Here is a 19,425-nt window from a genome sequence, read left to right on the forward strand (position 1 = left end):
CAGCGAGGCCATAGTGGGTAGAATCGTAGCAATTGCCAACCAGAAGGGTGGCGTAGGAAAAACAACAACTTGCATTAATTTAGCAGCATCAATGGCGGCAACAAAACGCAAGATATTGGTTGTTGACCTCGATCCTCAAGGTAATGCCACTATGGCGAGCGGTGTCGACAAGTATCAAGTTGAAGCAACAGCTTACGATTTGTTGGTTGAAGACACCCCATTTGATGAGGTGGTTTGCCGGAGTACATCTGGCAATTATGACCTCATCGCCGCGAACGGTGATGTTACTGCGGCAGAAATCAAGCTGATGGAAGTGTTTGCTCGTGAAGTTCGTTTAAAAAATGCACTCGAACCCATTCGCAATAACTATGATTTCATCTTTATTGATTGTCCGCCCTCATTAAACCTTCTTACAATCAACGCGATGGCTGCGGCCGACTCCGTATTGGTTCCTATGCAATGTGAATACTTTGCTTTGGAAGGTTTGACTGCATTGATGGATACCATCAGTAAGCTAGCGGCTGTTGTAAACGAGAACCTGAAGATCGAAGGTCTTCTGCGTACTATGTACGATCCTCGCAACCGCTTATCGAACGAAGTATCTGATCAACTCAAAAAACACTTTGGTAGCAAAGTCTACCGAACTGTGATCCCTAGAAATGTGCGTCTGGCAGAAGCCCCGAGTCACGGCAAGCCAGCAATGTACTACGACAAATATTCCGCAGGAGCTAAGGCTTACCTTGCTCTTGCTGGCGAAATGTTGCGTCGTGAAGAAGTCCCAGTATAGATCCAACCAAAGGAATTCGCTCAATGTCTAAGCGTGGTTTAGGAAAAGGGCTAGATGCATTGCTTGCAACTAGCTCATTGGCTCGTGAAAAACAGCAAGTTGCTTCTCATAGTCAGGCGTTGTCGGCTGATGGTGAGCTTATTGAACTGGCTGTTGGTTGCTTGAAGCCTGGTGTATATCAACCGCGTAAGGATATTGCGCCTGAAGCGCTAGAAGAGCTGGCAGCATCAATTCAATCTCAAGGCATTATCCAACCGATCGTAGTTCGCCCATTGGCGCACGACCAGTTCGAGATTATTGCTGGTGAACGTCGTTGGAGAGCGGCTCGTCAAGCTGGCCTTAAACAAGTGCCATGTTTGGTCAAGAGAGTCGAAGACAAAGCCGCTATCGCGATGGCGTTGATTGAGAATATTCAGCGTGAAGATCTGAATGTTATCGAAGAAGCACAAGCGCTAGAGCGACTACAGAACGAATTTGAGCTGACACACCAACAAGTCGCTGATGTAATCGGTAAATCGAGAGCTACGGTGAGTAACTTATTACGTCTAAATCAGCTCGAAAATGAAGTAAAAGGTTTAGTTTCCAATAAACAACTGGAAATGGGGCATGCTCGAGCACTGCTTGCGCTTGAAGGTGATACCCAGGTTGAAGCAGCAAACACTGCGGCAACCAAAAAAATGACCGTGCGTCAAACTGAGCAACTTGTCAAAAAGTGCTTAAAACCAGACGTTGAAGGTGAATCGAAGCCTGAAGACACAGAAGCTATCGAACTTTCACGAAGACTCACGGAAAAATTGCAAGCAAACGTTTCAGTTACTCGTTCTGTTAGCGGTAAGTCAAAAGTGACAATTACTCTTGATGAGCCTCACAAATTAGAGCAACTTATTGCTAAACTAGAGTACTAAATGAGATAATTGATTTAGGTCAATTATGTAATAAACAAGTAATTTCGTACAAAAGTTGTAGGTTTGTATACAAAAATGTAAATGATTGCTGCATTGTTATTGCAATCAATTTGGCTGAACGTATAATTTTCGCCAATTTCTCAGCACGCTTTTAAGCGAGTAGTAAAGAAGGCTTAAAAGAGGAACGAATACATGGTAGCGGCGTTAGCAAGACCAGGACGAGTGCTTGCAAAGCAAATGTTATTGATCGAGCTTAGCGCGGTTATATTAGTGGCGATAGGGTTAGGTTTAGCTGTTAATCCTGATTGGGGTTTTGCTGCATTAATCGGTGGCGGTATTTTTGTCATCGCAAATGCAGTTTTTTGTGTGTGTGCTTTCCTATTTAGTGGAGCTCGCGCAACTAAGTTAGTTGCGGCGTCGTTCTATGCAGGCGAAGCGCTAAAAATCCTTATCACAGTTCTACTATTCTCTATTGTCTACATGTATATGCAGGTGGAATTAGTTCCCCTCAAACTGACCTATTTACTGGTTCTAGGTATTAATATCTTTGCGCCAGTGCTTTTCATTAACAATAAAAAATAGGATGAGTTATGGCTGCGCCAACAGCATCCGGATACATTGAGCACCACTTACAAAACCTTTCTTTAGCTAAGTTTGGTCTTGTAGAGGAGACAAGTTTCTGGAACGTACATATAGACAGTCTGTTTTTTTCGGTGTTGACAGGGATGTTATTCCTTTGGGTTTTTCGCTCAGTCGCTAAGAAAGCAACAGTAGGTGTACCTGGTAAGCTTCAGTGTTTTGTTGAAATGGTAGTTGAATTCGTTGATGGCAACGTTAAAGACACTTTCCATGGCCGCAACCCTCTGATTGCTCCATTAGCACTGACTATATTCTGCTGGATTATTTTAATGAACTTGATGGACTTAGTGCCTATCGATTTCTTACCATATCCTGCGGAGCATTGGCTAGGTATCCCTTATTTGAAAGTGGTTCCTTCAGCTGATGTTAATATAACCATGTCAATGGCCTTAGGTGTTTTTGCTCTGATGATCTACTACAGCATCAAAGTAAAAGGCTTAGGTGGATTCGCCAAAGAACTTGCTTTACATCCATTTAATCACCCAATCATGATCCCGTTTAACCTACTGATTGAAGTGGTATCGCTACTCGCGAAGCCTCTATCACTTGGTATGCGTCTATTCGGTAACATGTTCGCAGGTGAGGTTGTATTCATTCTTTGTGCGGCAATGCTACCGTGGTATTTACAATGGGTAGGCTCTCTACCTTGGGCTATCTTCCATATCTTGGTTATTTTGATTCAAGCATTTGTTTTCATGATGTTAACAATTGTTTATTTATCAATGGCCCATGAAGATGGCGATCACTAAAAATTTTTAAGTTTTATTCTAACTATTAATGTTAATCGGAGAACGTAAATGGAAACTGTACTAAGTTTTTCAGCAATCGCTGTTGCTATTATTGTTGGTCTTTGTGCCGTAGGTACTGCAATTGGTTTTGCTATTCTTGGTGGTAAATTCCTAGAAGGCGCTGCGCGTCAACCTGAAATGGCTCCAATGCTACAAGTTAAGATGTTCATCATCGCTGGTCTACTGGATGCTGTTCCAATGATCGGTATCGTAATCGCACTACTATTCACGTTTGCTAACCCATTTGTTGGTCAACTAGCAGGCTAATTAACTGTTAATTAGTTAATTAAATTTTTGTAGTTGATTCTTAACGAGGGGTAGCTGTTGTGAATATGAACGCAACTCTGTTAGGTCAAGCAATTGCTTTTTCTATGTTTGTTTGGTTCTGCATGAAATATGTATGGCCACCAATCATGCAAGCAATTGAAGAGCGTCAGAAAAAAATTGCTGACGGTCTAGTAGCCGCTGAACGCGCTGCTAAAAACTTGGATCTAGCACAAGCCAACGCTTCTGACCAATTGAAAGAAGCGAAGCGCACCGCAACTGAGGTTATTGAACAGGCAAATAAACGCAAGGCTCAAATTATTGATGAAGCTCGCGAAGAGGCTCAGGCAGAACGCCAGAAAATCTTAGCGCAAGCGGAAGCCGAAATTGAAGCTGAGCGCACACGTGCCCGTGATGACCTGCGCAAACAAGTCGCAACTCTGGCAATTGCTGGTGCTGAGAAAATCCTTGAGCGTACAATCGATAAAGATGTACACGATGATCTTCTTAACAACATTACTGCAAAACTTTAAAGCAAGGGGCTGTATATGTCTGATTTGACTACAATCGCACGCCCCTATGCTAAAGCAGCGTTTGACTTTGCGGTAGAGAAAGGTGAGCTAGACCAATGGGGTCAGATGCTTACTTTTGCTGCCGAAGTGGCACAAAATGATGATGTTCACAATTTCTTAAGCAGCTCTCAAACTGCTGAAAAATTAGCTGAAGTATTCATTGTAATTTGTGGCGAACAATTTGATGAATTCGGCCAGAACTTGATAAAAGTAATGGCAGAGAATGGCCGCTTAATGGCTTTTCCTGATGTTTGCAAAGAGTTCTTATTGCTCAAACAAGAGCACGAGAAAGAGATCGACGTTGAAGTCACTTCAGCGGTTGAACTTTCTAAAGAACAACGCGCAGAGATCAGCAGCAAATTGGAACAGCGCTTAGCGCGCAAAGTTCAGCTGAATTGCAGTATAGATGAGACTCTACTTAGTGGAGTTATTATTCGAGCCGGAGACCTAGTCATCGATAACTCAGCGCGCAGTCGTTTAGACCGCCTGAGCGATGCATTGCAGTCTTAATGGGGATTGGAGCATGCAACTTAATTCCACTGAAATTAGCGATCTAATTAAACAACGTATTGAATCTTTCGACGTTGTTAGTGAAGCTCGCAATGAAGGTACTATCGTTTCGGTAAGCGATGGCATCCTTAGCATTCACGGCCTAGCGGACGTGATGCAAGGTGAAATGATTGAACTACCGGGTGGCCGTTACGCGCTAGCACTTAACTTGAACCGTGATTCGGTTGGTGCTGTTGTAATGGGCCCATATGCTGACCTACAGGAAGGCATGAAAGTTACAGGTACGGGTCGTATTCTCGAAGTACCAGTAGGTCCTGAAATGCTTGGTCGTGTGGTAAACACGCTAGGTGAGCCAATTGATGGTAAAGGTCCTATTGATGCGAAATTGACTTCGCCTGTAGAAATTATCGCACCAGGTGTAATCGACCGTAAATCGGTAGATCAACCTGTTCAAACTGGTTACAAGTCAGTTGACTCAATGATCCCTATCGGTCGTGGTCAGCGTGAACTTATTATCGGTGACCGTCAGACTGGTAAAACAGCGATGGCGATCGATGCGATTATTAACCAAAAAAATTCTGGTATTTTCTCTATCTACGTTGCAATCGGCCAAAAAGCGTCGACTATCGCTAACGTAGTTCGCAAACTAGAAGAGCACGGCGCACTAGCAAACACTGTTGTTGTTGTTGCATCGGCTTCTGAATCTGCAGCGCTGCAATACCTTGCACCGTATGCTGGTTGTGCGATGGGTGAATACTTCCGTGATCGCGGTGAAGATGCACTGATTGTTTATGATGATCTATCTAAGCAAGCTGTCGCTTACCGTCAGATCTCACTACTGCTTAAGCGTCCACCAGGTCGTGAAGCGTTCCCTGGTGATGTTTTCTACCTTCACTCTCGTCTACTAGAGCGTGCTGCTCGTGTAAGCGAACACTACGTAGAAGAATTCACTAAAGGCGAAGTGAAAGGCAAGACGGGTTCTTTAACTGCTCTTCCTATCATCGAAACGCAAGCTGGTGACGTATCTGCATTCGTACCGACGAACGTAATCTCGATTACCGATGGTCAGATCTTCCTACAAACTGAGCTATTCAACGCGGGCGTACGTCCAGCTGTTGACCCTGGTATCTCAGTTTCTCGTGTAGGTGGTTCGGCGCAGACTAAAATCATCAAGAAGCTATCTGGCGGTATCCGTACTGCTCTAGCTCAATACCGTGAACTTGCAGCATTTGCTCAGTTCTCTTCGGATCTTGATGAAGCGACTAAGAAGCAGCTAGACCACGGTCAAAAAGTTACAGAACTGATGAAGCAGAAGCAATACGCTCCTATGTCTGTATTTGACCAAGCTCTAGTAATCTTCGCTGCAGAGCGTGGATACCTTCAAGACGTTGAACTTTCTAAAGTTCTAGACTTTGAAGCTGCTTTACTGTCGTTTGCTCGTGGTCAATATGCCGATCTAGCAACACAGATCGACACAACGGGTGCTTTCAATAAAGAAATCGAAGCTGAGCTGAAGAAGCTTGTTGACGATTTCAAGGCAACCCAGACCTGGTAATTGGTAGGTGGTCTTAGGGCCACCTCATACCATTAACGGAGAGTAACGATGGCCGGCGCAAAAGAGATACGTAATAAAATCGGTAGTGTTAAAAGCACACAGAAGATTACGAAAGCAATGGAAATGGTAGCAGCTTCAAAAATGCGTCGTTCTCAAGACGCAATGGAAGCTACTCGTCCATATGCAGAAACAATGCGTAAAGTGATCGGTCATTTGGCTAATGGTAGCCTCGAGTATAAGCATCCTTATCTTGAGGAACGTGAAGCCAAACGTGTTGGTTACATCATCGTTTCTACAGACCGTGGTCTTTGTGGTGGTTTGAACATTAACTTGTTCAAAAAAGCCATGAACGACATGAAAGATTGGTCTGAGAAAGGTGCTGACGTTGAACTTGCAATTGTAGGTTCAAAAGCGACAGCATTTTTCAACAACAGCGGCGCGAAAGTAGCAGCTCAAGTTTCTGGTCTGGGCGATCGTCCAAGCCTTGAAGACTTGATTGGCTCTGTAAGCGTTATGCTGAAGAAATATGATGAAGGCGAATTAGATCGCCTGTTCGTAGTGTTCAACAAGTTTGAAAACACTATGGTTCAAGAACCAACGATCGATCAATTACTTCCTTTGCCTAAATCAGACAGCGAAGAAATGAAACGCAGTCATTCTTGGGACTACATTTATGAGCCCGAGCCAAAACCACTACTAGATGCACTATTGGTTCGCTATGTCGAATCTCAAGTGTACCAAGGTGTGGTTGAGAACCTTGCTTGTGAGCAAGCGGCTCGAATGATTGCAATGAAATCAGCAACAGATAACGCTGGTGACATTATTGATGACTTAGAACTTGTGTATAACAAAGCGCGTCAAGCGGCGATTACACAAGAACTTTCTGAGATCGTTTCAGGCGCAGCTGCGGTTTAAGCTTAGGTAAAACTAAATAGTTAGAGGATTAACGATGGCTACAGGTAAGATCGTACAGATCATCGGTGCGGTAGTCGACGTAGAGTTCCCACAGGGTGAAGTACCTCGTGTATACGACGCTCTGAATGTTAATGAAGTACAAGAACGTCTAGTTCTTGAAGTTCAGCAACAACTTGGCGGTGGCGTAGTTCGCGCAATCGTAATGGGTAGCTCTGATGGTTTACGTCGTGGTTTGACAGTTGAAAATACTGGCGCTCCAATCTCAGTACCAGTAGGTACTAAGACATTGGGTCGTATCATGAACGTCCTAGGTGACGCGATTGATGAGTGTGGCGAGATTGGTGCTGAAGAGCATTACGCCATTCACCGTGAAGCTCCAAGCTACGAAGAGCAGTCTAACGAGACAGCTCTTCTAGAAACTGGTGTTAAAGTAATCGACTTGATTTGTCCATTCGCTAAGGGTGGTAAAATCGGTCTATTCGGTGGTGCTGGTGTAGGTAAGACCGTTAACATGATGGAACTTATCAACAACATCGCACTTCAACACTCAGGCCTATCTGTATTTGCAGGTGTAGGTGAGCGTACTCGTGAAGGTAACGATTTCTACTTTGAGATGCAGGAAGCAGGTGTTGTAAACATCGAAAAACCTGAAGAATCAAAAGTAGCGATGGTTTACGGTCAGATGAACGAGCCACCAGGTAACCGTCTACGTGTTGCACTGACTGGTCTAACAATGGCAGAGCGCTTCCGTGACGAAGGTCGTGACGTTCTACTGTTCGTTGATAACATCTACCGTTACACACTAGCAGGTACTGAAGTATCAGCACTTCTAGGTCGTATGCCTTCTGCGGTAGGTTACCAACCTACACTAGCTGAAGAAATGGGTGTTCTACAAGAGCGTATCACGTCAACTAAATCTGGTTCTATCACGTCTGTACAGGCGGTATACGTACCAGCGGATGACTTGACTGACCCGTCTCCAGCAACAACGTTCGCTCACTTGGATGCAACGGTTGTACTTAACCGTAACATCGCATCTATGGGTCTATACCCAGCGATCGACCCGCTAGATTCTACTTCACGTCAACTGGATCCATTGGTAGTTGGACAAGAGCACTACGACATCGCTCGTGGCGTTCAGTCTACTCTTCAGCGCTATAAAGAGCTGAAAGATATCATTGCTATCCTAGGTATGGACGAGCTATCTGAAGAAGATAAGCAAGTTGTATCTCGTGCTCGTAAGATTGAGAAGTTCCTAACTCAGCCTTACCACGTAGCGGAAGTATTTACAGGTGACCCAGGCGTTTACGTACCTCTTAAAGAGACTCTACGTGGCTTCCAAGGTCTTCTATCTGGTGAATACGATGACATTCCAGAGCAAGCGTTCATGTACTGTGGTGCAATTGACGAAGCTATCGAGAATGCTAAGAAGCTATAAGGCTAACTAGGAGGCGATATGGCAGCAATAACCTTTCACCTAGACGTTGTAAGTGCAGAGAAACAAATTTTCTCAGGCCTTGTTGAGACGTTTCAGGTGACCGGTAGTGAGGGTGAGCTTGGTATTTTCCATGGTCATACTCCACTGCTGACCGCTATCAAGCCTGGTATGGTGCGTATTGTTAAGCAGCACGGCCACGAAGAAATCATTTATGTTTCTGGTGGTATGGTAGAAGTTCAGCCTGGTACAGCGACTGTACTGGCTGATACAGCTATCCGTGGTGAAGAGCTAGACGCAGCAAAGGCGGAAGAAGCTAAACGCAAGGCTGTGGAGAATATCCAAAATCAGCATGGCGACATAGACTTCGCACAAGCGGCCGGTGAACTGGCTAAAGCCATTGCTCAGTTACGAGTTATCGAACTGACAAAACAGCGTCGTTAGTCTTTTTAAGATTATAGACTCTGAGATAAAGGCGACCTAAGGGTCGCCTTTTTGCATTTTTGATGTTCTCAAAAATGCTTCTTTTACGTATCACTACTGGTTAAATGGTTATTGCGATTTAATTTTTCGGCCAAAAACGGTTACAATATCGGCTTAATAAAAATAACGTTGGATAGGTTTACAATGAAGTTTAGCGCGGTAATTCTCGCGGCGGGCAAAGGCACTCGCATGTATTCAAACACACCAAAGGTTCTGCACACACTTGCGGGTAAGCCAATGGTGAAGCATGTTATCGATACCTGTAATGGTCTAGGCGCTCAAAACATCAACCTGGTTTACGGCCACGGTGGTGATCAGATGAAGGCTACTCTAGCTGAAGAATCTGTAAATTGGGCACTGCAAGCTGAGCAACTGGGTACAGGCCACGCGGTGGATCAAGCATCTGCACATTTCGCTGATGATGAAAAAGTATTGGTGCTCTACGGTGATGTTCCACTGATCTCACCTGAAACCATTGAAAACCTATTAGACGCTCAACCAAACGGTGGTATCGCGCTACTTACGGTCGTGCTAGACAACCCAATGGGATACGGTCGCATTATTCGTCGTAATGGCCCTGTTGTGGCTATCGTTGAGCAGAAAGATGCAACGGATGAGCAGAAGCTTATCAAAGAGATCAACACTGGTGTTATGGTGGCGACAGGTGGCGATCTGAAGCGCTGGTTGTCTGGTCTAAGTAACGACAACGCACAGGGCGAATATTACCTGACTGACGTTATCGCAGCGGCTCACGACGAAGGTCGTGCGGTTGAAGCAGTACATCCAGTAAGCCCTATTGAAGTGGAAGGCGTGAATGACCGCTCTCAACTTGCTCGTCTAGAGCGCGCTTACCAAGCTGAGCAAGCAGATAAGCTATTGAAGCAAGGCGTAATGCTTCGTGACCCAAGCCGTTTTGATCTGCGTGGTGAACTGCAGTGCGGTATGGATGTTGAGATTGATACTAATGTTATCATCGAAGGCAGCGTAAGCATTGGCGACAACGTGGTTATCGGCACCGGTTGTGTCTTGAAAGACTGTGAGATCGATGACAACACCATCGTGCGTCCATACAGCGTAATTGAAGGTGCAACGGTCGGTGAAGACTGTACGGTTGGTCCTTTTACTCGTCTACGTCCTGGCGCTGACATGCGTAATAACTCGCACGTCGGTAACTTCGTAGAAGTGAAAAATACTTGTCTTGGTGAAGGTTCTAAAGCGAATCATTTAACGTATTTAGGCGATGCTGAAATTGGTCAGCGTGTAAACGTAGGGGCGGGTGCAATTACTTGTAATTATGATGGTGCGAATAAGTTTAAGACCATCATTGGCGACGACGTATTCGTTGGTTCAGACAGCCAATTAATCGCGCCTGTTACGATTGGTAATGGTGCTACCGTTGGAGCTGGCTCTACCGTAACACGCGATGTTTCTGAAAATGAGCTAGTTATCAGCCGTGCGAAAGAACGTAAGATTGCTGACTGGCAGCGTCCGACTAAGAAAAAGTAGTCTCTTAACAAATAAGATGATTTAAATGAAAGTCAGTAGTACCGCTACTGGCTTTTTCTTATTTATCTAGATATAAAAAAAGAGCGAGTAATCTCGCTCTTTTTTGTTTTCGTTAACTTAGAAACTAGTCTTGTTTCTCGTCAGCGACTACTCGAGAGTTGTCAGGTGTCGCGAAGTGTTCAGAAAGCTCTTTGTTCGAAACAATATAGCCAACCCACAACGCACCCAAACAGATCACAACGGCAATACCCGTCGCGCTTAGTGCCTGGCTAGCCATTGCCGCGACCAATGCACTTGATAGGCCACTGATACTGATTTGCAGGCTGTTTTGTAGACCAGCAGCTGTTGCTGGGCTTTGTTTAGCGCTTGATAGAGCACGGTTTACTACGATTGGGTAAAGTGCGCCGTTTGCGACAGCAATCAAACAGAAAGGCGCAAGTAGAGGCCAGATTGACGTCAGTTCCCACTGTGATGCGATAAAGATAAGCATCGCCGCTACACTGAACAAACCGATAAGGTTTCTTAGTACAACGCCATCGCCATATTTCTTCACTGCTTGCTTACCGAAGTAACCACCCGCCATGAACGCGATTGTTTGTGGGATAAAGCTCAAACCGATGTCTTTTGCTTCATAACCTAGTTGAGCCATGATCTCTGGCATACCCGTTAGGTAAGCGAAGAACGCTGCAGATGCTGAAGCAAACATTAAGACATTGCCCATGTAAGGCTTTGATTTAAGTAACATCTTGATGTCTGTCTTAATCGATGTCTGTTTTACTTCAGGCGCTTCTTTTGGTTGAGCCATTGTTGTCGCCACTAGCAGTGCACCCATCAAGGTTAATGTGATGAAGATGCTGTGCCAACCAAAACTATCCGCCAGTAACACACCTAGCTGAGGTGCTAGTGCAGGAGATAGCGCAACCAAAGGCATGATGGTTGCAAAAATTTGTTGGCTACTGCTTTGTGAGTAACGCTTGATAACCATTGCTTGCCAGATTACCGCTGGAGCACATACACCGATCGCTTGAATGAAGCGTAGTGTCAGTAGGTGCCATACCTCGGTGCTGAATGCCAAGCCGAATGAAGCCGCAGTAAAGATAACAAGACCAACCGCCAACGTATTACGGTGACCATACTTGTCACTCGCCAGACCCCAAAGAAGCTGACCCATTGCCATACCGCCAAGGAATACCGTTAGAGACAGAGCAATTTGCTCTGGGCCGGTTGCGAAATCAACTTCCATTGCCTTAAATGCAGGAAGGTACATATCGGTCGCAATAAAGCCAAGCATTGAAAGAACTGCAAGGTAGACCAATTGAAATTTAGAAATATTCATAAGATGCCATTAAGCTAAAGGTAGTGATGTTTTTATCATCAAAAAAATTGTTTGATATACAGAAGTGAAAGCCCCTGTTTATTTATGCTGACATTCTATTTTTCAGACCTGATAAAATAAAACGCTAAAATATGTGGTTATCAATCAAAAAATTTGAAGGCTTATGTTCTCTAAATCCTCTTTAGAAATGCTCGATACGGTAGCGCGCTTGGGCAGTTTTACCGCGGCGGCTGAGCAGTTGCACAAAGTGCCCTCGGCGATCAGTTATGGTGTCAGACAGGTCGAACAAGAACTGGATGTGCTGCTTTTCAGGCGTTTACCGAGAAAGGTTGAGCTCACTCCGGCAGGTGAACTGTTCATTGAAGAGGCACGTGCGTTACTGAGACAGATGGAAGAGGTCAGTGCTCAGACTCGCCGAGCAGCGCGTGGTTGGAAGAAAACCTTGCGCCTAACGCTCGATAACGTGGTTAAGCTCGATAAGATGAAGCCGATGATTGAAGAGTTCTATCAAACCTTTGAGTTTGCAGAGCTTCAGATCAACATGGAGGTGTTTAATGGCTCTTGGGAAGCGATTGCACAGGGCAGAGCGGATATTGTGATTGGCGCAACCTCAGCGATTCCGGTCGGTGGCGACTTTGAGGTTAAAGATATGGGACGCCTAGATTGGGCGTTTGTAATGTCGCCCAGTCACCCGTGTGTGCGAGAGCAAAACCTCAACGAAGAATTTGTTAGCCAGTATCCCGCGATATGTTTGGACGATACCTCTAGTGTGCTCCCTAAGCGACACACAGGCCATTACTCAAATCAAAGACGCCTATTGTTACCTAACTGGTATAGCGCCATAGAGTGTCTTAAGAATGGAGTTGGGGTGGGTTATATGCCGAGGCACATTGCCGCGCCAATTATCGAGCAAGGCTTGCTGGTGGAAAAAATACTGCCTGAACCGAGCCCGCAGAGTCATTGTTGTTTGGTCTGGCGAAAAGACGATAACCATAAACTGATCGAATGGATGGTGAAGTACCTAGGATCGAGTGAGCAACTTCACCAAGATTGGTTGGATCATCGCAAGGCGATCTAATGATCTGTTTACAAGAAGATCCTTTTCAAGCTTGAGCTGAATCAGCACCAATAAAAAGAGCGAGTAAATACTCGCTCTTTTTTGATTCGGTCGTTAACTCTTAAGACAAGAAGAACTTGTAGGAAGGGTTGTCGGTTTCATCTTTACACTGATAGCCAAGCTCTCGTAGATGTGTTGAGAACTGAGCCAAATCATCATCATCAAGCTCAAAGCCACACAATACACGGCCGTAGTCGGCACCGTGATTACGATAATTGAACAGGCTGATATTCCAGTGGGTACCTAAGGTATCAAGGAATTTAATCAATGCACCTGGGTATTCTGGGAACTCAAAGCTGTATAGGCGTTCTTTCAGTGGTTTCGATGGTTTGCCGCCAATCATGTAGCGAATGTGCAGTTTTGCCATCTCATCATCCGACAGATCGACAACTGGGTAGCCGCCTTCACGTAGGTCATTGATGATGTGCTCAAGTTCTTCCTGACCACCTTGCAGACGTACACCAACGAAGATATTCGCTAGGCTTTCGTCGTTGTGGCGGTAGTTAAACTCCGTCACTGCTCGGCCACCAATAATATTACAGAACTCTAGGAATGCTCCTTGTCGCTCTGGAATCGTAACCGCAAGTAGACCTTCTCGCTTCTCACCTAGTTCACAACGTTCAGAGACATAACGCAGACCGTGGAAGTTGGTGTTAGCACCAGACAATACCGTTGCTAATTGCTTGTCTTGCAGTTGGTTCTGTTCAGCAAACTTTTTCAAACCAGCCAGAGCAAGCGCTCCTGAAGGTTCAGCAATCGCACGAGTGTCTTCAAAGATGTCTTTCACCGCAGAGCATATCTCATCGCTAGAGACTGCAATGTGACCGTCAATGTACTGTTGGCAAAGACGGAATGTCTCTTCACCAATGCGTTTAACCGCAACACCATCAGCAAACATACTGACTTGATCCAGTACTACTGGCTCACCGGCATCCAGTGCTGCTTTCAAGCAAGATGAATCTTCAGGTTCAACCGCGATGACTTTTATTTCCGGCATCAATTGCTTAACTAGCACGGCAACACCCGCAGCCAAACCACCACCACCGACAGGCACAAAGATGTAATCCATGTGACCATTTTGCTGAAGCATTTCCATACCCATGGTGCCCTGTCCGGCGATCACCAATGGGTGATCGAATGGAGGCACAAAGGTGTAGCCATGTTCAGCGGAAAGGCGTTCTGCTTCAGCTTTAGCTTCATCAAAGTTGCTGCCGTGTAGAACTACGTTACCGCCAAAGCCACGTACCGCATCAACCTTGATGTCTGGTGTGGTTTTTGGCATCACAATCGTGGTTTGAATACCAAGCTTAGAACCGGACAGCGCCATACCTTGAGCATGGTTACCTGCCGATGCTGCAATCACACCTGCGGCTTTCTGTTGCTCTGAAAGGCTTGATACCATGTTGTAGGCACCACGTAGCTTGAACGAGTGCACCGGCTGACGGTCTTCTCGTTTAAGCTGAACCTGATTACCAATGCGCGCGCTTAGACGCGGCATATCCTGTAGAGGTGTTACGATTGCCGCTTCGTAAACCGGCGCTCTCAGGATCTGACGCAGGTAATCTGCGCCACTTTGTTTTTTGGGACTGGAGGTGCCGTCACTCATAGTTAGCCCTCAAGTTTAGACTTATCACGTACTGCGCCTTTGTCGGCACTGGTCGCCATGCTTGCGTAAGCTTTCAGTGCGAAAGACACTTCACGCTGACGGTTTTCTGGTTTCCAGCCTAGTGCGTCTTGCTTAACACGACGCGCTTCTAGTTCAGCTTCAGGCACATCAAGTGTGATCGAACGGCTAGGGATGTCGATAGTGATGATATCGCCAGTGTTTACTAGACCAATCACACCGCCACTTGCTGCTTCTGGAGAAGCGTGACCGATAGACAGACCCGATGTACCACCCGAGAAACGACCATCTGTTAATAGAGCACAAGACTTGCCTAGACCCATTGATTTTAGGTAAGTGGTTGGGTAAAGCATTTCTTGCATGCCCGGACCACCTTTAGGACCTTCGTAACGAATAACAACCACTTCGCCCGCTTTCACTTTGCCACCTAAGATGCCATCAACAGCACTATCTTGGCTTTCAAATACGATAGCTGGGCCTTGGAATTTCAGGTTTTCTTCATCAACACCCGCGGTCTTAACGATACAACCATCAACGGCGATGTTACCTGAAAGTACCGCTAGGCCGCCTTCTTGGCTGAAGGCGTTCTCTTTGGTACGAATACAACCATCGACGCGGTCATCATCAAGGCGATCCCAACGACAATCTTGTGAGAAAGCTTTGGTAGTACGGATACCAGCAGGGCCTGCGCGGAAGAACTTAAGCACGGCTTCGTCTTCTGTCTGCATGATGTCGTATTGAGCAAGTTGTTCTTGCATGCTTAGACCAAGAACGGTGCGAGTTTGGTTGTTCAGTAGACCTGCACGATCAAGCTCACCTAGGATAGCCATTACGCCACCAGCACGGTGAACGTCTTCCATGTGGTATTTAGGTGTTGAAGGCGCAACCTTACATAGGTGTGGAACGCGGCGAGACATCTCATCGATATCACCCATATCAAAATCAATCTCACCTTCTTGAGCTGCCGCTAAAAGGTGAAGTACTGTGTTACTTGAACCGCCCATCGCGATATCTAGCGCCATTGCATTATCAAAGGCTGCGCGGTTAGCGATGTTGCGTGGCAGTGCTGATTCGTCGTCTTGCTCGTAGTAACGCTTAGTTAGGTCAACGATGCGTTTACCGGCATTGATGAACAGCTCTTCACGGTCTGCGTGTGTTGCCAGCATAGAACCGTTACCTGGCTGAGATAGGCCAAGTGCTTCTGTTAGACAGTTCATTGAGTTGGCTGTGAACATACCTGAACATGAACCACATGTCGGGCATGCAGAACGTTCTACTTGCTCACTTTGCTCATCAGAAATGGTTGGATCAGCACCCTGAATCATCGCGTCAACAAGGTCTAGCTTGATGATTTGATCTGAAAGCTTGGTTTTACCCGCTTCCATTGGACCGCCAGATACAAAGATCACTGGGATGTTAAGACGCATTGCTGCCATCATCATTCCCGGAGTGATTTTGTCACAGTTAGAGATACATACCATCGCATCTGCACAGTGTGCATTGACCATGTATTCTACTGAGTCTGCGATAAGCTCACGTGATGGCAGTGAGTACAGCATGCCGCCGTGACCCATTGCGATACCATCATCAACTGCGATGGTATTGAATTCTTTAGCGATACCGCCCGCTTTCTCGATTTCACCCGCAACCAGTTGACCCATGTCTTTAAGGTGAACGTGGCCTGGTACGAATTGAGTGAAAGAGTTTACAACCGCGATGATTGGCTTACCGAAGTCATCATCTTTAACGCCAGTTGCACGCCATAAAGCGCGCGCACCAGCCATGTTGCGTCCGTGGGTAGTTGTTGCTGAACGATAGATTGGCATTGCTTAAATCCTTATAAATACTTGGCTGTTGCTTACTTAGTTGATTGTGTTTGGCTTTCTGAAGCGTGGTTTTCTGGATAAACGTAATCTAACCAGCCCCACTTATCTTCAGTGGTGCCATTGAATAGGCCAAAGTAAGCCGCTTGAACTTTTTCAGTGATAGGACCGCGTTTGCCTTCACCTACTGTAATTTTGTCTACACTGCGAACCGGAACGATCTCTGCAGCTGTGCCTGTCATGAATACTTCATCGGCAAGATATAGCGCTTCACGAGCAATGTTCTCTTCACGGATCTCATAACCCATGTCTTTTGCTAGTGTCATGATCGAATCACGCGTGATACCCGGCAGAATCGCACTGGTCGCTGGTGGTGTGGATAGCACGCCGTTACGTACCACAAAGATGTTCTCACCAGCCCCTTCAGAAAGGTAACCATCAACACTCAGTGCGATGCCTTCATCGTAACCATGACGGCGAGCTTCGCCACCAACTAATAGTGAAGATAGGTAGTTACCACCGGCTTTTGCTGCGGTTGGGATCGTGTTTGGAGCGGCACGGTTCCAGCTAGAAATCATTGCATCAACGCCGTTTTCTAGTGCTTCTTCGCCTAGGTAAGACCCCCAAGGGAAAGCAGCGATGATCAGTTCCATCTCAGTATTTTCTGGCGGGCAGACACCCAAACCAACGTTACCTACGAAACCTAGAGGGCGGATGTACGCTGACTCTAGCTTATTTTGGCGTAGCGTTTCGCGAGTCGCTTCCATAATTTCTTCCTCAGTGTAAGGAATAGGGAAGCGATAGATTTTTGCTGAGTCTTTTAGGCGCTTAGCATGTTCAGGGTGACGGAAGATAACCGGCCCTTTTGGTGTGTTGTAACAACGAACACCTTCAAACACAGAAGTACCGTAGTGCATTGCGTGAGTCAGGACGTGAACGTTCGCCTCTGCCCAAGGAACCATCTCACCGTTAAACCAAATATAGTCTGCTGTTTTAGCTGTCATGTTTGCGGTTCCTTATGCGTTTATCTTTTGTTGTAAGTTGTTGTTTGGCAGTTCATTACGGCTGATCGAGATAACGTCAACGGTACGTACATCCCACAGCTTTTCGATTTGGTTTACCAAGAACGAGATCGGACGGTCACTGTCTACGATGATCTCAACACTCGCCACTTTGCTTTCGTGGTTTTGAGTGCCCGCAACTTGCTTAACAATGAAGCCACGGTGGCGGATAACACGAAGAACACGCTCTAGTAGTACAGGCTTATCATCGGCTTTGATGTCTAATAGGTATCTTTTCATGTTATGTGTTCTCCAACATCTCACTGTTTGAAGCACCTGGCGGTACTAGTGGCCATACGTTTTCTTCTTCATCGATAAGAACATGAAGTAGGTAAGCGGTTTTGCTCTCTAGCATCTCTTTCAATGCTGGTTCTACTTCTTCTTTACGAGTGATGGTTTTGCCCGGGATATCGAACGCTTTCGCGAGCATCACGAAATCAGGGTTGTCATCTAAGATAGTTTCACTGTGGCGGCCATCAAAGAACAGCGATTGCCATTGGCGAACCATGCCCAAACGAGAGTTATTAAGCAGTACCATCTTCACTGGGATCTGACGACGCTTCAATGTGCCAAGCTCTTGAATGTTCATCATGAACGAGCCGTCACCAGAGATAAGTATAGATTGGTCGTCAGGACGCCCAACCGATGCACCCATTGCAGCTGGCAAGCCAAAGCCCATGGTGCCTAAACCGGCAGAGGTAATGAAGTTCTGTGGATCGCGAGGCTGAATGTGCTGAGCTGCCCACATTTGGTGTTGGCCCACATCAGTCGATACGATAGAGCTTGCTGGCATCATGTCTGACAGTTGCTTCAACAGCAGTGGAGCAAAAATCAGATCACCAGGGTGGTCGTAACGCCATTTGAATGAGCTACGAAGACCTTCAGAGTGATGAACCCAAGAGGAGATGTCTTGGCTTAGCTCTAGTTGAGGCATGATCTTGTTGATGTCACCGCGAATTGGCGCATTGGCAAGACGCAGTTTGCTGAACTCAGCGGCATCGATATCGATATGGATAACCTTAGCATGCGGCGCAAAGGTATCGAGTTTGCCAGTTACTCGGTCATCAAAACGAGCACCGACAACAATCAACAGGTCACTCTCTTGAACCACAAGGTTAGCGGCTTTAGTGCCGTGCATACCCAGCATGCCAAGGTAGTGTGGGTCGTCACGTTCGATAGTGCCCAAGCCTTTCAGTGTGCTTACTGCTGGCATTGGGTTTAGGCGTAAAAACTCACGAACCGCATCGGTTGCTTTAGCAAGTTGAACACCACCACCTACGTATAAAACAGGACGGGTCGCTTGAGACAAAAAGTACTGTGCCTGTTCAATGGCATCAGTTGTCGCAACAGGAATTGCGGGTGGAGTAAATTCAGGAAGAGCGTTAACAGGTGCTTCTGCTAGTTGAACGTCTTTAGCGATATCGACGATAACCGGGCCAGGGCGGCCAGACTTTGCTACCACAAACGCTTCAGCGAGGGTTGGAGCTAGCTCTTCAATATCAGTTACTAGGTAGCTGTGTTTAGTACATGACAGAGACATACCAATCACATCCATTTCTTGGAATGCATCGGTACCAATGTGGGAACTTGCAACTTGACCAGTGATGGCAACCATTGGGATAGAGTCCATAAAGGCATCAGCAAGGCCAGTAACTAGGTTGGTAGCACCTGGGCCAGACGTTGCCATACAAACAGCGACATCTTGTGTTGCTCGAGCCATGCCGATCGCGGCCATAGCGGCGCCTTGCTCATGGCGACATAGGATATGTTCAACCCCGCCGTCATAGAGTGCATCGTAGATTGGCATGATGGCACCACCGGGGTAACCAAATACGGTCTCAATTCCTTGTTGCTTGAGTGCGGATACGACTAGTTCTGCGCCTTTCATCGGAATTCTCCCGTATTACCTTTATTTTGGTAACTGTTTCCTTTGTCTCTGCACATCTTGTGCTCCCATTCTTCCTGTAAATCGGCAAAGCCGAAAATGCTCAAAAATATAAAAATCGAATGTTTAAATTAGAAAAAACCCCCGGACTTGTCAGTGCGGGGGTTTTTTCTAATTCGTGGTTACTTTCTTCCCACTCGCCCCCGCGCAGTCTTAATAA

Annotated in this window: 19 protein-coding genes; 13 read left to right on the forward strand and 6 right to left on the reverse strand. The window is 46.1% G+C overall.

The window, feature by feature from the left end; genetic code table 11:
- Positions 1-13: 13 nt before the first annotated feature.
- The 12 genes from AB4274_RS11800 to glmU all read left to right on the forward strand — a co-directional run bounded on the left by AB4274_RS11800 (position 14) and on the right by glmU (position 10,359).
- Positions 14-787 (forward strand): ParA family protein, encoded by a 774-nt coding sequence (locus AB4274_RS11800; protein WP_029235097.1) that lies wholly within the window; start codon positions 14-16, stop codon positions 785-787.
- 23 nt (positions 788-810) lie between these two features.
- A complete protein-coding gene (locus AB4274_RS11805; protein ID WP_017058799.1) occupies positions 811-1,692 on the forward strand; it encodes a ParB/RepB/Spo0J family partition protein in 882 nt (293 codons plus the stop codon).
- Between the two features lie 192 nt (positions 1,693-1,884).
- Positions 1,885-2,274, forward strand: a complete 390-nt coding sequence (locus tag AB4274_RS11810) for a F0F1 ATP synthase subunit I (RefSeq protein WP_017058798.1) — start codon at positions 1,885-1,887, stop codon at positions 2,272-2,274.
- 8 nt (positions 2,275-2,282) lie between these two features.
- A complete protein-coding gene (gene atpB, locus AB4274_RS11815) occupies positions 2,283-3,080 on the forward strand; it encodes a F0F1 ATP synthase subunit A (RefSeq protein ID WP_017058797.1) in 798 nt (265 codons plus the stop codon).
- Between the two features lie 48 nt (positions 3,081-3,128).
- The gene (gene atpE / locus AB4274_RS11820; RefSeq protein ID WP_004411110.1) at positions 3,129-3,386 is read left to right on the forward strand and encodes a F0F1 ATP synthase subunit C; all 258 of its coding nucleotides are present in this window, start codon (positions 3,129-3,131) and stop codon (positions 3,384-3,386) included.
- Between the two features lie 59 nt (positions 3,387-3,445).
- A complete protein-coding gene (gene atpF / locus AB4274_RS11825; protein WP_032545592.1) occupies positions 3,446-3,916 on the forward strand; it encodes a F0F1 ATP synthase subunit B in 471 nt (156 codons plus the stop codon).
- A gap of 15 nt (positions 3,917-3,931) precedes the next feature.
- On the forward strand, positions 3,932-4,465 hold the full coding sequence (atpH, locus tag AB4274_RS11830; RefSeq protein WP_017058795.1) for a F0F1 ATP synthase subunit delta: 534 nt from the start codon (positions 3,932-3,934) through the stop codon (positions 4,463-4,465).
- A gap of 13 nt (positions 4,466-4,478) precedes the next feature.
- Positions 4,479-6,020 carry a F0F1 ATP synthase subunit alpha gene (gene atpA / locus AB4274_RS11835; RefSeq protein ID WP_102321083.1) on the forward strand — a complete coding sequence of 514 codons (1,542 nt, stop codon included), beginning with the start codon at positions 4,479-4,481 and terminating at the stop codon, positions 6,018-6,020.
- A gap of 48 nt (positions 6,021-6,068) precedes the next feature.
- The gene (gene atpG, locus AB4274_RS11840; protein ID WP_016794171.1) at positions 6,069-6,935 is read left to right on the forward strand and encodes a F0F1 ATP synthase subunit gamma; all 867 of its coding nucleotides are present in this window, start codon (positions 6,069-6,071) and stop codon (positions 6,933-6,935) included.
- Between the two features lie 34 nt (positions 6,936-6,969).
- Positions 6,970-8,373 carry a F0F1 ATP synthase subunit beta gene (atpD, locus tag AB4274_RS11845; protein WP_048610850.1) on the forward strand — a complete coding sequence of 468 codons (1,404 nt, stop codon included), beginning with the start codon at positions 6,970-6,972 and terminating at the stop codon, positions 8,371-8,373.
- 18 nt (positions 8,374-8,391) lie between these two features.
- A complete protein-coding gene (locus AB4274_RS11850) occupies positions 8,392-8,814 on the forward strand; it encodes a F0F1 ATP synthase subunit epsilon (RefSeq protein ID WP_004735742.1) in 423 nt (140 codons plus the stop codon).
- 183 nt (positions 8,815-8,997) lie between these two features.
- Positions 8,998-10,359, forward strand: a complete 1,362-nt coding sequence (gene glmU, locus AB4274_RS11855) for a bifunctional UDP-N-acetylglucosamine diphosphorylase/glucosamine-1-phosphate N-acetyltransferase GlmU (protein ID WP_029405665.1) — start codon at positions 8,998-9,000, stop codon at positions 10,357-10,359.
- A 124-nt stretch (positions 10,360-10,483) separates the two neighbouring features.
- Here glmU and punC read toward each other — a convergent pair whose 3' ends face one another.
- Positions 10,484-11,695, reverse strand: coding sequence for a purine nucleoside transporter PunC (punC, locus tag AB4274_RS11860; protein WP_017063021.1), 1,212 nt, complete (start codon positions 11,693-11,695; stop codon positions 10,484-10,486).
- A gap of 163 nt (positions 11,696-11,858) precedes the next feature.
- Between punC and punR the strand changes: the two genes are divergently transcribed.
- Positions 11,859-12,773 carry a DNA-binding transcriptional activator PunR gene (gene punR, locus AB4274_RS11865; RefSeq protein ID WP_017058788.1) on the forward strand — a complete coding sequence of 305 codons (915 nt, stop codon included), beginning with the start codon at positions 11,859-11,861 and terminating at the stop codon, positions 12,771-12,773.
- 100 nt (positions 12,774-12,873) lie between these two features.
- Here punR and ilvA read toward each other — a convergent pair whose 3' ends face one another.
- From ilvA to ilvG, 5 genes are read right to left on the reverse strand one after another with little or no spacing between them, the layout of a single operon-like run.
- A complete protein-coding gene (gene ilvA / locus AB4274_RS11870; protein ID WP_102321081.1) occupies positions 12,874-14,418 on the reverse strand; it encodes a threonine ammonia-lyase, biosynthetic in 1,545 nt (514 codons plus the stop codon).
- A gap of 2 nt (positions 14,419-14,420) precedes the next feature.
- Positions 14,421-16,262 (reverse strand): dihydroxy-acid dehydratase, encoded by a 1,842-nt coding sequence (gene ilvD, locus AB4274_RS11875; RefSeq protein WP_372112118.1) that lies wholly within the window; start codon positions 16,260-16,262, stop codon positions 14,421-14,423.
- Between the two features lie 32 nt (positions 16,263-16,294).
- Positions 16,295-17,263: a branched-chain amino acid transaminase gene (locus tag AB4274_RS11880; protein WP_171733076.1), complete on the reverse strand. Its 969-nt coding sequence runs from the start codon at positions 17,261-17,263 to the stop codon at positions 16,295-16,297.
- A 12-nt stretch (positions 17,264-17,275) separates the two neighbouring features.
- Positions 17,276-17,560, reverse strand: a complete 285-nt coding sequence (ilvM, locus tag AB4274_RS11885; RefSeq protein WP_017055442.1) for an acetolactate synthase 2 small subunit — start codon at positions 17,558-17,560, stop codon at positions 17,276-17,278.
- A gap of 1 nt (position 17,561) precedes the next feature.
- Entirely contained in the window at positions 17,562-19,208 is a 1,647-nt protein-coding gene (ilvG, locus tag AB4274_RS11890) for an acetolactate synthase 2 catalytic subunit (RefSeq protein ID WP_136982682.1), read from the reverse strand.
- Positions 19,209-19,425 lie beyond the last annotated feature (217 nt).

Origin of the sequence: Vibrio sp. 10N.261.55.A10, from assembly GCF_041470825.1 — a bacterium.
Taxonomy (GTDB): domain Bacteria; phylum Pseudomonadota; class Gammaproteobacteria; order Enterobacterales; family Vibrionaceae; genus Vibrio; species Vibrio crassostreae_C.

Coding starts and splice junctions, on each gene's coding strand:
- punR (WP_017058788.1), top strand. CDS start 11,859: ATGTTCTCTAAATCCTCTTTAGAAATGCTCGATACGGTAGCGCGCTTG.
- atpH (WP_017058795.1), top strand. CDS start 3,932: ATGTCTGATTTGACTACAATCGCACGCCCCTATGCTAAAGCAGCGTTT.
- atpE (WP_004411110.1), top strand. CDS start 3,129: ATGGAAACTGTACTAAGTTTTTCAGCAATCGCTGTTGCTATTATTGTT.
- ilvD (WP_372112118.1), bottom strand. CDS start 16,262: ATGCCAATCTATCGTTCAGCAACAACTACCCACGGACGCAACATGGCT.
- ilvM (WP_017055442.1), bottom strand. CDS start 17,560: ATGAAAAGATACCTATTAGACATCAAAGCCGATGATAAGCCTGTACTA.
- AB4274_RS11805 (WP_017058799.1), top strand. CDS start 811: ATGTCTAAGCGTGGTTTAGGAAAAGGGCTAGATGCATTGCTTGCAACT.
- ilvG (WP_136982682.1), bottom strand. CDS start 19,208: ATGAAAGGCGCAGAACTAGTCGTATCCGCACTCAAGCAACAAGGAATT.
- AB4274_RS11880 (WP_171733076.1), bottom strand. CDS start 17,263: ATGACAGCTAAAACAGCAGACTATATTTGGTTTAACGGTGAGATGGTT.
- atpD (WP_048610850.1), top strand. CDS start 6,970: ATGGCTACAGGTAAGATCGTACAGATCATCGGTGCGGTAGTCGACGTA.
- ilvA (WP_102321081.1), bottom strand. CDS start 14,418: ATGAGTGACGGCACCTCCAGTCCCAAAAAACAAAGTGGCGCAGATTAC.
- atpB (WP_017058797.1), top strand. CDS start 2,283: ATGGCTGCGCCAACAGCATCCGGATACATTGAGCACCACTTACAAAAC.
- AB4274_RS11810 (WP_017058798.1), top strand. CDS start 1,885: ATGGTAGCGGCGTTAGCAAGACCAGGACGAGTGCTTGCAAAGCAAATG.
- atpA (WP_102321083.1), top strand. CDS start 4,479: ATGCAACTTAATTCCACTGAAATTAGCGATCTAATTAAACAACGTATT.
- AB4274_RS11850 (WP_004735742.1), top strand. CDS start 8,392: ATGGCAGCAATAACCTTTCACCTAGACGTTGTAAGTGCAGAGAAACAA.
- glmU (WP_029405665.1), top strand. CDS start 8,998: ATGAAGTTTAGCGCGGTAATTCTCGCGGCGGGCAAAGGCACTCGCATG.
- punC (WP_017063021.1), bottom strand. CDS start 11,695: ATGAATATTTCTAAATTTCAATTGGTCTACCTTGCAGTTCTTTCAATG.
- atpG (WP_016794171.1), top strand. CDS start 6,069: ATGGCCGGCGCAAAAGAGATACGTAATAAAATCGGTAGTGTTAAAAGC.